Origin of the sequence: Burkholderia lata, assembly GCF_902499025.1 — a bacterium.
Lineage (GTDB): Bacteria > Pseudomonadota > Gammaproteobacteria > Burkholderiales > Burkholderiaceae > Burkholderia > Burkholderia lata_C.
Genome location: NZ_CABVPW010000009.1, coordinates 142754 through 155365 on the forward strand (window position 1 = coordinate 142754; position 12612 = coordinate 155365).

General features: G+C 66.4%; 10 protein-coding genes. 4 read left to right on the forward strand and 6 right to left on the reverse strand.

The annotated features are described in order from the left end of the window. Positions 1-26: 26 nt before the first annotated feature. Positions 27-956, reverse strand: coding sequence for a 3-keto-5-aminohexanoate cleavage protein (locus BDI24065_RS11500; RefSeq protein WP_175031343.1), 930 nt, complete (start codon positions 954-956; stop codon positions 27-29). A 139-nt stretch (positions 957-1095) separates the two neighbouring features. Then, complete coding sequence (locus BDI24065_RS11505) at positions 1096-2238, reverse strand: aromatic ring-hydroxylating oxygenase subunit alpha (RefSeq protein ID WP_175031344.1); 1143 nt, start codon at positions 2236-2238, stop codon at positions 1096-1098. 311 nt (positions 2239-2549) lie between these two features. On the opposite strand from BDI24065_RS11505, the gene choX reads away from it, so the two are divergent. Together choX and BDI24065_RS41365 are read left to right on the forward strand one after the other, a co-directional pair. Beyond that, positions 2550-3497 (forward strand): choline ABC transporter substrate-binding protein, encoded by a 948-nt coding sequence (gene choX / locus BDI24065_RS11510; RefSeq protein WP_175031345.1) that lies wholly within the window; start codon positions 2550-2552, stop codon positions 3495-3497. Between the two features lie 53 nt (positions 3498-3550). Then, the gene (locus BDI24065_RS41365; RefSeq protein WP_302479455.1) at positions 3551-3679 is read left to right on the forward strand and encodes a hypothetical protein; all 129 of its coding nucleotides are present in this window, start codon (positions 3551-3553) and stop codon (positions 3677-3679) included. 157 nt (positions 3680-3836) lie between these two features. On the opposite strand, the gene ydiJ is transcribed toward BDI24065_RS41365, so the two are convergent. Next, the gene (gene ydiJ, locus BDI24065_RS11515; RefSeq protein ID WP_175031346.1) at positions 3837-6884 is read right to left on the reverse strand and encodes a D-2-hydroxyglutarate dehydrogenase YdiJ; all 3048 of its coding nucleotides are present in this window, start codon (positions 6882-6884) and stop codon (positions 3837-3839) included. A gap of 152 nt (positions 6885-7036) precedes the next feature. On the opposite strand from ydiJ, the gene BDI24065_RS11520 reads away from it, so the two are divergent. Beyond that, a complete protein-coding gene (locus BDI24065_RS11520; RefSeq protein WP_175031347.1) occupies positions 7037-7933 on the forward strand; it encodes a LysR substrate-binding domain-containing protein in 897 nt (298 codons plus the stop codon). Between the two features lie 22 nt (positions 7934-7955). Here the strand turns inward: BDI24065_RS11520 and BDI24065_RS11525 are convergent, their stop codons facing one another. Then, the gene (locus tag BDI24065_RS11525) at positions 7956-8807 is read right to left on the reverse strand and encodes a LysR substrate-binding domain-containing protein (RefSeq protein ID WP_175031348.1); all 852 of its coding nucleotides are present in this window, start codon (positions 8805-8807) and stop codon (positions 7956-7958) included. 110 nt (positions 8808-8917) lie between these two features. Here BDI24065_RS11525 and BDI24065_RS11530 point away from each other — a divergent pair, with 110 nt between their 5' ends. After that, entirely contained in the window at positions 8918-9565 is a 648-nt protein-coding gene (locus BDI24065_RS11530; RefSeq protein WP_175031349.1) for a LysE family translocator, read from the forward strand. Positions 9566-9662: 97 nt separating this feature from the next. On the opposite strand, the gene BDI24065_RS11535 is transcribed toward BDI24065_RS11530, so the two are convergent. Then, a complete protein-coding gene (locus BDI24065_RS11535) occupies positions 9663-11111 on the reverse strand; it encodes an APC family permease (protein ID WP_175031350.1) in 1449 nt (482 codons plus the stop codon). Between the two features lie 126 nt (positions 11112-11237). Continuing rightward, the gene (locus tag BDI24065_RS11540) at positions 11238-12467 is read right to left on the reverse strand and encodes an SfnB family sulfur acquisition oxidoreductase (protein ID WP_175031351.1); all 1230 of its coding nucleotides are present in this window, start codon (positions 12465-12467) and stop codon (positions 11238-11240) included. Between the last annotated feature and the right edge of the window lie 145 nt (positions 12468-12612).

Genomic DNA, 12612 nt, shown 5'->3' on the forward strand with positions numbered 1-12612 from the left:
AAATCCGGAAAGATGTTCGACCGCCGTCAGAATCCGACCTGGTCGCGGCCCTTCAGGCCCAGCCGCGCGCGCGCTTCGGCGGGCGTCGCGACCGTGAAGCCGAGCGCCTCGACGATGCGCCGGATCTTGCGGACCTGGTCGGCGTTCGACGCCGCCAGCTGGCCGCGATCGATGTACAGGTTGTCCTCGAGCCCGACGCGCACGTTCCCGCCCATGACGGCCGACTGCGTCGCGAATTTCATCTGGTTGCGCCCGGCCGCGAGAACGGACCACTCGAAACCGTCGCCGAACAGGCGTTGCGCGATGCTGTGCAGATGGCTCAGGTTGTCCGTATCGGCCCCCATCCCGCCGAGGATCCCGAAGATCATCTGGATGAAGAACGGCGGCTTCAGCAGCCCCTTGTCGACGAAATACGCGAGGTTGTACAGGTGTCCGAGGTCGTAGCACTCGAACTCGAAACGCGTCCCGTGCGTCTCGCCGAGTTCGCGCAGCGTGTACTCGATGTCCTTGAACGTGTTCTTGAACACGAAGTCGCGCGTCATGTCGAGGAACGCGGGCTCCCAGTCGTGCTGCCATTCCGTGTGCTTCTGCAGCATCGGGAAGATCCCGAAATTGAGCGACCCGCAGTTGAGCGACGCCATCTCGGGCTTCGCGACGAGTGCCGCTTCGAGACGCTGTTCGAGCGTCATGCCGAGGCCGCCGCCGGTCGACACGTTGATGATCGCGTCGCTGTTCGCCTTGATGACGGGCAGGAACTGCATGAACACTTTCGGGTCGGGCGTCGGCCGCCCCGTTTCCGGGTCACGCGCATGCAGATGGATGATCGATGCGCCGGCTTCGGCCGCCGCGATCGATTCCGCCGCGATCTGCGCGGGCGTGATGGGCAGATGGGGCGACATGGTGGGCGTGTGGATGCCGCCCGTTACCGCGCACGTGATGATGATGCTGTTCGACATGGTGATGACCTTGACTGTGCAGGTTGGCCGGTGTCGCGGTGATCCCGCTCGCCACGACACACCGGTATTCGCAAAACGATCGACCGCGCCGCCATCGATCCGGCGATGCGCCGGCATGCAACGGCAGGGCGCCAAAGCGCTACTTCAGCGCGTCCTGATAGGCCTTCAGCACCAGCCCGTGGAAGTGATGAAGCGCGTGCTCGCTCATGCCCGACTGCCGCGGATCGCTTACGATCCGGCCGCTTTCGAACGCGGGCGTGCTCATGCCGCGCTGCACGCTCTCGACCAGGTCGATGTCCTCCTGCTGCAGCACGTCGCGGATGTAGTTGATCGCCTCTATCTCCTGCGGCGTCGGCTCGGCGGATTCGAAGTAGAAGTCATAGGTCTCGATGGTGCGATCGGGCGCCACCGGGATGATGTTCAGCACGAGGAAGTTCGCGCGGCCCGGATAGCGCAGCAGGCACGTATTGGGCCAGACCCACCACACCGCGTGGTCGTCGCAGGTCGCGCCTTCCACGCTGTAGGCCGTGTTGCCGGTATTTCCGCCTTTCGCCATGTGGCTCGAGTAGATCCCGTGCGTCGTCACCTTGTAGGTGTCGAACTGGAGCAGGCTCACGAAATCCTTGTGCGCGGTCGGGCAGTGGTAGCACTCGAGGAAGTTGTCGACGACGTTCTTCCAGTTCGACCGGATATCGAACTGCAGGCGGCGCGCAAACGTCAGCGTGTCGACGTCCGGCGCGAACCGGTCGATCTCGGCTTTCAGGTCCCCGCTTTGCGACGCGAGCGACGCAGCGCCCGGGTCCATGTTCACGTACACAAACCCGCAGAATTCCTCGACCTGCACTTGCGACAGGCAGATCTCCTCTTTCCTGAAGTCGACCAGCGTCTCCGTCATCGGCGCCTGGCGCAGGCCGCCGTCGAGGTTGTAGCTCCACGCGTGATACGGGCACGTGATCACGCGCGCCTTGCCTTCGCCGGCAAGCAGGTGATGCGCGCGATGCTTGCAGACGTTGTAGAACGCGCGCAGGCCACCAGCCCGGTCGCGCACCACGGCGATGCTCCGGCCCGCCACGTCGGCCACATAGTAGGCGCCCGGCTCGCGCACCTTTTCCGCATGACATACCCACTGCCACGACCGGCGGAAAACGGCGTCCATTTCCGCGTCGAAGTACTTCGGGTCGGTGTAGCACTTCGCATTCAGCGTCGACGAGGCGGCGACGTCCTTCGCATTGAATGCACGGCCGGCGATCTCGAGGTCCTGCTGCGCGAGACATTCGCTCATTGCATGCTCCTGAAAGGGGGACGGGAATTTCGATTCGGCAAGTTGCGCTTCGGTGCTGAAGTTACGCATCGGCCGTGGCCTTCGCAAACGATGAAAAAAAAGCCATTTGCCCCAAAAAAACTTGGGCTGGACGAAGGCTCGCGCGGCGGCGGCGCGATGCGGCCGATTTTCATAACTTGATGTCGCAATTGCCGGTTTCCCGTTCCGGCGGCTTCGCTAGCATGGTGTGCATGCGTGGTCCCACTCGTCACGCGTGAACATGGATGCCTTTCAGCATCCTTGGCCCCTCAACCCTTTCTCTCGGCCCGATCATGAAATCCAGAATGGCTCGCATGCTGACAACGCTGGTCATTGCGTCGTCGCTGCCCGGCATGGCTAGCGCGCAAGACGACGCAGCGTGTCGACCGGTGCGGCTCTCGAACATCGGCTGGACCGACATCACGGTCACCACGGCACTGGCGTCGCTGCTGTTCGAGAGCCTCGGCTATCGCCCGACGACGACGCTGTCGTCCGTGCCGATCTCGTTCGCCGGACTGAAAAGCCGGCAGATCGACGTGTCGCTCGGCTACTGGTGGCCCATTCAGGACACGCAGATCCAGCCGTTCCTCGACTCGCATGCATTCGTCAAGCTCGAACCGCCGAACCTGTCCGGCGCGAAGGAGACGCTCGCGACGGTCGACTACGCTTACCAGGGCGGCCTCCGGTCGTTCGACGACATCGCGAAGCACCGGGCCGAGCTCGACGGCAAGATCTACGGGATCGAACCGGGCAGCAGCGCGAACGCCACGATTCAGCGGATGATCGACAACAACGAACACGGCCTGCGCGGGTTCAAGCTCGTCGAATCGAGCGAAGCCGGCATGCTGGTCACCGTCCAGCGCGCGGTGCGCGAAAAGAAGTGGGTGGTATTCATCGGATGGGCGCCGCACCCGATGAACATCCAGGTGCCGATCCAGTATCTCGCCGGCGGCGACGCGTCGTTCGGCCCGAACTACGGGGAAGCGAGGGTGTATACGCTGACGGCCAACGGCTTCGCTCAGCGCTGTCCGAATGCCGGGCGCCTGGTCTCGAACCTGCGCTTTACGACCGACATGGAAAACCGCTTGATGCTCGACGTGATGAACAAGACGCGGCCGGATGACGCGGCAAGGGCGTACCTTCGGCAGCATCCCGACGTGCTGGATGGCTGGCTCGACGGTGTCGCGAGTTTCGACGGGAGGAACGGGCTGGCTACCGTGCGGACGGCGCTCGGGCTATAGAGGGCGCGGGCGACCGACGCCGCCCGCTTCGCATACGGACACCGGAGAACACGATGGCCGATCGATGGAAAGGTTTCCTGCTCCGCCTGCCGGCGCTTGCCATTCATTGCGCAGCGCTGCTCGCCCGGCATCCGCTGGAGCGATGGTCCTCGATGGTGGATGAAGCGAGGAACCGGCGATAACGCAGCCGGCCGACGCGGGGCAAGCCACGGGGGCGGCAGGCGAAGCCGTGCCGAACATTCGCCACCGTCCGGCGGGCGCCGGAAAATCAAAGCTCGACTTGAATGCGCTACCGGTCGGCAGCCGCGTATCCGCGACGACGGACGGTTCCCCCGATCGTCACCCCGCCGCCCTTACATGATCGAGCAGCGCCTGCAACGGATGCCGCACCTGCTTCGACGACATCCGCTTCACCTGGCTGCGGCACGAATAGCCGGTCGCCAGCGCCTCGCCTTCGTCCTCCGGCCCGTCCACGTGCGCCGCCCACGACTGCGAGTAGATCGTCTTCGACGTCGCGAGATTGCGCGCTTCGTGCCCATAGGTGCCCGACATCCCGCAGCACCCGGTCGCCTGCACCTGCAAACGCAGCCCGCGTCGCGCGAACACCTGCGCCCATTGTTTGCCGCTGTCGGGCGCATTGGTCTTCTCGGTGCAGTGCGGCAGCAACCGGTACGAGCCGATCACACCGCTCGTGGCGGCCTCCGGCAGCGCCTGCAGCAGCCATTCCTGCGGCAGCGCGACCTTCGGCACATCGGTGAGCCCGGTCACCTTCAGGTACTCCTGCCGATACGTGAGCGTCATCGCCGGATCGAGGCCGACCAGCGCGACACCCGAGCGCGCCAGCGCGGCCAGTTGCGTCGCGTTGCGGATCGCCGCCTGCTCGAACGCGCGCAGAAAGCCCTGCACGTGCAGCGCCTTGCCGTTCGGCGCGAGCGGCGCGAGCCACACCTGAAAGCCCATACGCGCCGCCAGCTCGATCAGCGTCGCCAGTTGCTCGGGTTCGAAATAGCGCGTGAACGTGTCCTGCACGATGACGACGCTGCGTGCGCGCTGCGCGTCGCTCAGCGCGGCGAGCGCCTGCGGGTCGGCCGGCTTCACCTGCCATTGACGGATCACGGCCGCGAGATCGAAGCGGCTCAGCAGCGGGCTGTCGACCATGCCGACATGCCGCTCCAGCATCGTGCGCACCCATCCCGAGCGCATCAGCCCGTTGTACAGCGCGGGCACCCGCGCCATCCACGGCATCGTGAATTCGAGCGAACCGATCAGGTAGTCGCGCAGCGGCCGCAGGTAGCGCTGGTGATACAGCTCGAGGAAGCGCGAGCGAAACTCCGGCACGTTCACCTTCACCGGGCATTGCCCCGCGCACGACTTGCACGCGAGGCACCCGGCCATCGCGTCGTACACCTCATGCGAGAAATCGGCTTCGCCGTTGCGTGCCGCGCGGCTGTTGCGCCAGCGCGTGGCAAGGCCGGCCAGGAACGGCTGCCGCGCACGCGCCGCCGCGACGACGTCGACACCGGCCTGCCCTTGCAGGCGCAACCATTCGCGCATCAGCGACGCACGCCCCTTCGGCGATTGCACGCGTTCGCGCGTCGCCTTCCACGACGGGCACATCGCGTCGTCCGGATCGAAGTTGTAGCACGCGCCGTTGCCGTTGCAGTGCATCGCGGTGCCGTAGCTTTGCCACACGCGCTCGTCGATCTGCCGGTCGTGGTCGCCGCGCGTCGGCACTTCGTCGATCTTCAGCAGCCGCATCGTGTGGTCCGGCGGCGTCGCGATCTTGCCCGGGTTGAACTGGTTGTACGGATCGAACGCAGCCTTCAGTTGTTGCAGCGACGGATACAGCTCGCCGAAAAACGCCGGCGCATATTCGGAGCGCACGCCCTTGCCGTGCTCGCCCCACAACAGGCCGCCGTGGCGCTGCGTGAGTTCGGCCACCGCATCCGACACGGGCCGCACCAGCGCCGCCTGCTTCGGATCCTTCATGTCGAGCGCCGGCCGCACGTGCAGCACGCCCGCATCGACGTGCCCGAACATCCCGTATTGCAGCCCGTGGCCATCGAGCAGCGCGCGGAATTCGGCGATGTATGCGGCGAGGTTCTCGGGCGGCACCGCCGTGTCCTCGACGAACGGCTGCGGACGCGCCTCGCCCTGCACGTTGCCGAGCAGGCCGACCGCGCGCTTGCGCATCGCATACACGCGCTTCACCGCGTCGTCGCCGGCCGCGAGCGTGTGGCCCAGGCGCTCCACGCTGGTATCGGTGCGCAGATGGTCGACGAACGCGCGCACGCGCGCGTCGACGTCATCCGCGTCGTCGCCGCTGAATTCGATCAGGTTGATGCCGAGCGTCGGCCGGGCGTCGTCCTGCGGGAAATACTCGGCCACACTGCTCCACACGAAATCCTTCATCGCCAGCATCAGCACCTTCGAGTCGACCGTCTCGATCGACAGCGGCTCGTGCGCGAGCAGCGCGCGCGCGTCGCGCAGCGCGTCCATGAAGCCCGCATAGCGCACGTTGACCAGCACCGAAACCTTCGGGATCGGCAGTACGTTGAGCTTTGCCTCGACGACGAAGCCGAGCGAGCCTTCGGCACCGCACAGCACGCTGTTCAGGTTGAAGCGGCCGTCGGGTTCGCGCAGGTGCGCGAGGTCATAGCCGGTCAGGCAGCGGTTGAGCTTCGGAAACTTCGCTTCGATCAGCGCCGCCTTGTCGTCGCTGATGCGCCGCGCGGTGCGGTAGACCTTGCCGATGCGGTCCTGGCGCGCGCAGCGACGCTCCAGTTCGTCGTCCGCGAGCGCGTCGCTGTGCAGTTGCTCGCCGCCCATCAGCACGAAATCGAGCTCGAGCACGTGATCGCGCGTCTTGCCGTACGTGCAGCTGCCCTGCCCGCTCGCGTCGGTGTTGATCATCCCGCCGACGGTCGCGCGGTTCGACGTCGACAGTTCCGGCGCGAAAAACAGCCCGTGCGGCTTCAACGCCGCATTGAGCTGATCCTTGACGACGCCCGCCTGCACGCGCACCCAGCGCTGCTCGACGTCGATTTCGAGGATCCGGTTCATGTTGCGCGACAGGTCGACGACCACGCCATCGGTCAGCGACTGCCCGTTGGTGCCCGTGCCGCCGCCGCGCGCGGCCACCGCGACGTCGCGATGCGCGGGCTCGGCGAGCAGCCGCGCCAGCAGCCGGACGTCGTCCGCATGCGCGGGGCAGATCACCGCTTGCGGCAGACGCTGGTAGATCGAGTTGTCGGTGGCCTGCACCGTCCGGTTCGCATGGTCGGCGCGGATTTCGCCGGCGAATCCGGCGGCCTGCAGCTCGGCGAGAAAGTCACGGTACGCATGCGCGGGCGGGCTGGCGGGACGGGGCAACGAGGCGATCGACATGGGGTAAAAGCGCAGTGTGGGTGGAACCGGCCAGCTCGCGTAGCCGAAACATGATTTTTTAGCAAGTTTCCACGCGACCGGAAATTCCAGTATCTTTGGATACTTCGCGAGAAACAAACGAATTCTGCTCCGGCGAATATTGCATAAAACTCATGAATTACCGTCGCCTCACCCCGTCGATGTCGCTGCTGCTGGTGTTCGAGGCCGCCGCGCGGCATGAAAGCTACACGCGCGCGGCCGAGGAGCTGTCGCTGAGCCAGAGCGCGATCAGCCGGCAGGTCCAGACGCTGGAGGATCAGCTCGGCGTGCCGCTGTTCCGGCGCGAGGGTCGCTCGGTCAAGCTGACGGAGGTCGGGCGCCGCTATTTCGTCGAGCTGAGCGGCGCGCTCGGGCGTATCCGCGGCGCGACGCTGCAGGCGATGTCGCACCAGGCGGGCGCCGGCACGCTGCGGCTCGCGACGTTGCCCACGTTCGGCTCGAAATGGCTGCTGCCGCACCTGCATGATTTCTACGCCGCGCATCCGGGCGTGACGGTGCACCTTCACTCGCGGATCGGTGCGATCGATTTCCTCAACGACGACCTCGATGCGGCGATTACCGTCGGCGCGGGCGACTGGCCGGGCCTGCACGCGCACCGGCTGTACAACGAGTTCCTGATCGCGATCGCGCCGCCGGACACGGGCGGCGGAAGCCGCCGCAAGGCCGACCCACGCACGCCGGCGTGGGCCGCGAAGCAGACGCTGCTCGGCGTGACCAGCAACCAGCAGGCGTGGGCGGAATGGTTCTCGCACTACCGGCTCGACCATCGGCAGATGCGCATCGGCCCGAGCTTCGAGCTGACGTCGCACCTGATCCAGGCCGTGCGGGCCGGAATGGGGATCGGGCTGGTGCCGAAGGTGCTGGTGGAAGATGAATTGAGCCGCCACGAGCTCGTGTCGATCGGCGACGCGATCACCAGCCAGCGCAGCTACTACCTCGTCTACCCGCCGGGCAACGAGACGCTGCCGTCGCTCGTCGCGTTCCGCGAATGGCTGCTGAAATCCTGCTGAAACGCGGCCGCCGGGGGGCCGCTCAGGTCCGCCATTCGCCGAGAATCTGCTCGGCCAGGTAGTCGCACGGCGGGCGCGCGGACTGTGCGCTGCGCGCGAGCACGACCTCCATTTCGCCGAGCGGCGGCAACCCGTGGCTTTCCGACAGTTGCACGAGATGATCGGGAATGCAGCAGCGCGCCAGCGGCGCGACCGCGAGCCCGGCCTCCACCATGCTGAGCAGGCCGAGGTGGCTCGGGCTTTCGTACGACATCCGGTACGGGATCTTCCGCCGGTTCAGCGCCTTGACCGCATGATCGCGCGCAGTGCTGCCGCCGTGCGTGAAAAAGGCCACCGGCAGCGGCCGCTCTTCCCACACGTTCCGCTTCGGCGACCCGGCCCAGACGAGCGGTTCCATCCGGATCAACTCGCCGGTCACGCCCTTGATCCGCGTGAGACACGCGAGGTCGATCGTGTTGTCCTTCAGCATCGGCACGAGCGCGCTGCTCGGCTGGCCGATCACGCGCACTTCCACGCGCGGATGCATCGCGGCGAACTTGCCGAGCACCTGCGGCAGCAGCGACGAGATGTAATCGTCGGGCACGCCGATCGTCACGCGGCCGCGGATCTCCGGACGCACGACCGACGCCCATGCCTCGTCACGCATCGCCAGCATCCGGCGGCCGTACTCGGCGAGCATCATGCCTTCGTCCGTCGGCGTCACGTTGCGCGTGTCGCGAATAAACAGCGGCTTGCCGAGCGCGTCTTCCAGCGCCTTGATCTGCATGCTCACCGCCGACGGCGACCGATGCACGGCCTGCGCACCCTGTGCGAACGATCCGGACTCCGCGACGGCCACCACCATCGCGAGCACATCGAGGTCGAGCTTTTTCATCGTATTCAGAAAAACTGATTAATCGATTCAGTTTATCCCGTTTTACTGTTCCACTCCACGGTCGGACAATGAATCCCGTCAGCCCTCACTCGTTGCAGGAATCATCAGACATGCATACGTCCGGATCGCTCTACGGATTTCTCGTCATCGGCGGCATGCTCGCGGTCACGCCCGGGCCGAACATGGTCTACGTGATGTCGCGCTCGATCGCGCAGGGACGCACCGCGGGGCTCATTTCACTCGGTGGCGTGATGATCGGCTACCTGTTTTACATGTTCGGCGCGGCGTTCGGCATCACGACACTGTTCATGAGCGTGCCGTATGCGGGCAGCGGGCTGGCCGTGGTCGGGGCGGCGTACCTGCTGTATCTCGCGTGGCAGGCCGTCAGGCCCGGCGGCCGCTCGCCGTTCGAGGTGCAGGCGTTGCCCAGCGAGCGGCCGCTTCGGCTGCTGGCGATGGGCGCGACGACCAGCGTGCTGAACCCGAAGCTCGCGATGCTGTTCATTTCGTTGCTGCCGCAGTTCATCGACTACCGGAGCGGCAGCGTGCTCGGGCAATCGCTGTTTCTCGGTTCGCTGCTGATCGTCGCGTTCGCGTCCGCGAACGGGCTGGTGGCGATCTGCTCGAGCAGCATCGCGAAGTTCCTGCACGGGCGCCCGATGCTGCTGCTCGCACAGCGCTGGGCAATGGGGCTCATTCTTGGTGGACTCGGCGTGCAGATGGTGGTCGATGCGTCGAGGCTGGCCGGCGTGGCGTGACGGCCGCGAGCGCGCCCCTGAACTGAAACGGAAGCGGCCGGCCGGCGACGTCGCCGGCCGGCCGCAACGCCGGGAACCCGCCTCCGGCGCAACCCGGTTACTTCGTCAGCAGCTCGGCCTCCAGCTCGCGCAACCGTTCCGGAAACCGGACGCGCAGCACCAGGAACCACCCGAGTCCGATCGCCAGCAGCGCGACGAACACATAAGGCAGCCACGCATAGACGCCCGCCGGCACCGGATACACGCTGCCGGCCAGCGGAATCGCGAGCAGCACGACCGCGACGACGCTGATCGCCACGTGCCGCGCGCGCAGCCGGCGCTGGCGGCGCAGATACAGCGGCGCGCCGATCGCCACCAGCACGTACGCGAGCAGCCAGCCATACGTCGCGATCGAACTGAGATAGCCATACGAATCGAGCAACGCGGTACCGCGCGCGGTGAACACCAGCGCCGTGGCCAGTGCCAGCACCGCGATCAGCGCCACCGCGACATGCGGCGTCGCATTCCGCTCGTGCGCTTGACCCGTCGACGCATGCAGCACGCCCTGCCGCCCGAACGTATAGACGATCCGCGCCGCCGCATTGATCGATGAGAAGAACGCCGCGAAGAAACTCAACGCCACGCCTGCGTCGATCAGCACGCCGACCCAACCAGCCCCCAGCCGATGCGCGAGCACTGCGAGCGGGCCGTCGACCTGATCGAGCGGCGGCGTCTGCCCGTGGAACGCGCTCACCATCCCGTATGCGCCGATCACGAACAGGATCGCCGGCCCGACGACGCTGATCAGCACCGCGCGCGGAATCGCGCGGAACGGGTCGCGCGCTTCCGCACCGAGCACGGTCGCACTCTCGAACCCCGTGAAGCTGAAGAATGCGAGCACCATCCCGAGCTGCAGTTGCGTCGGCTTCACGCCTTCCAGCGTCAGTTGCGCGCGATCGACCGGATGCCCGCCGAACGCGATCGTCCCGATCACGACGACGGCAATCAGCAGCAGCGTCGCAAGCTCGACGAACAGCGTAAAGCGCGTGGACAGCCGGATGTCGCGAAACGCGATGTACCACGCGGCGAACGCGGTGACGACCGTGAGCCCGAGTACCGCGCCGAGCGGCGTCGCGCCGCCGAGCAGCCCGGTTTCGCGGCCCAGCACGAGAAACGTGTTGATCGTCCCTTGCAGGATGCCCGCGGCGGCCACCGCATAGGCAATCAGCAACGACCAGCCGCAGATCGCGCCCCAGACCGGCCCGATGCCGGCCGACACGTACGCATACAGCGCCCCCGGCGACGCCGAATCGCGCGCGAACACCGAGATGCTCCACGACGCGAACAGCAGTGCGACGATCGCGAACAGGTACGCCAGCCACGTGCCGTTTCCGGCGGTCGCGAAGACGGCGGGGATCAGCACGCCGATCCCGCCCGACACGCCGACGAGGCCGATCGACTGCGCGATCAGCTCGGGCAGGCTCAGGTAGTTGCGCCGCAGGCCGCCCGCCTGCGGCGCGGCATGTTGCACAGGCAGCGCCTGCGCGGAGCTTGCTGGATGACTCATCGATTTACCTCGTCAGGAATGAAGCGGCGACGCGTGGGCCAAATACGCGGCGGTGGCGGGTGCCGGTGCGGCCACCCGCGTTCCTGGCCCGTGTTTCGTTGCGTTGAATACGCCGGCGCGAGCCGGTCAATTCCAGGAATGGCGCGCGGGCTTCACGCCGTTGAGGTAGTAGTTGCCGATCGCGTGATACTTCCAGCGCACCGGGTCGTGCAGCGTATGCACGCGTGCGTTGCGCCAGTGGCGGTCGAAGTTGTATTTCGCGAGCGTCGACTTGCTGCCGCCAAGCTCGAACAGCTTGCTTGCGGCAAGCAGCGACACCTCGGTCGTCGCGATCTTCGCCTCGCCCACCGCGATCGCGGCCTGCGCGACCGTTTCCTCGCTCGGCTCGCGTTTCGCCGCGTCGACGAAGCGCCCCGAGCGTGCGAGCAGCGCCTCGGCCGCGTGCACGCGGTACGCGATGTCGCCGATCTGCGCGACCGTCAGCGGATCCTCGCTCGCGCGTTCGACACCGCTGTCGATCCACGGCCGCGCATGCTGCTGCACGAACGCGATCGTGTCCTGCAGCGCGGCGCGCGCGATGCCGAGGTCGATCGCGGCGGTCGTGATCTGCGCGAACGGGCCCGCGAAAGTCGGACGATCGTACGAACGCTGCGTGTGGAAGATCTCGAACGGGCTCACGCGCACGTTCTCGACGATCACCGTGCCGCTCGCGGTCGTGCGCTGCCCGAAGCCGCTCCAGTCGTCCACGACAGTCAGCCCCGGCGCGCCCTGCCGCACGAATGCGAGCACAGCCTGCTCCGACTCGTCGAGCGCGAGCACCGGAATCCAGTGCGCGAACAGCGTGCCGGTCGAATAGAACTTGCGGCCGTTCAGCACGAACGCGTCACCGTCGCGATGCACGCGCGTCTGGATATCGAGCACGTTCTTGCCGCCCGCTTCGGAGAACGCATTCCCATAACGTGCTCCCCTCAGCACGAGATCGAAGAAGAAGCGCTTCTGCGCATCGCTGCCTTCGAGGCGGATATCCTCGATCAGGCAATAGTGGTTCTGCGGGATCTGCCCAACCGACGGGTCCGCCTGCGACACGATCGCGATCACTTCCGCGAGCGTCACGTTCGACACCTCCGCGCCGCCGTACTCGCGCGGCACGGTGATGCCCCACAGGCCACTCGACGAGAACAGCTCGATCTCGTCGAACGGCAGTCTCCGCTCGCGGTCACGCAACGCGGCGTGCTCGGCGAGTCGTTCCGCGACCTGGTGCGCGACGTCGAGTGCCTCGGCATCCGAAGCGATGACGGGAACGGGCGTGGCGCCCGCTTGCGGTTGTACGTTTTCTTCGATGATTTCCGTCGACATGTCAATTCCGGCAAAGCTCATGAACCGCCGGCGGCGTCGTGAAGCAACCGCCAGCCTCCTGTTTCGATATCCGAAACGTCAAACCCGGCTGAACCGCGAGAGCCGTCGGTGTCGCCCCTTCAATCCGCCTGCGCGCAGCACGCGT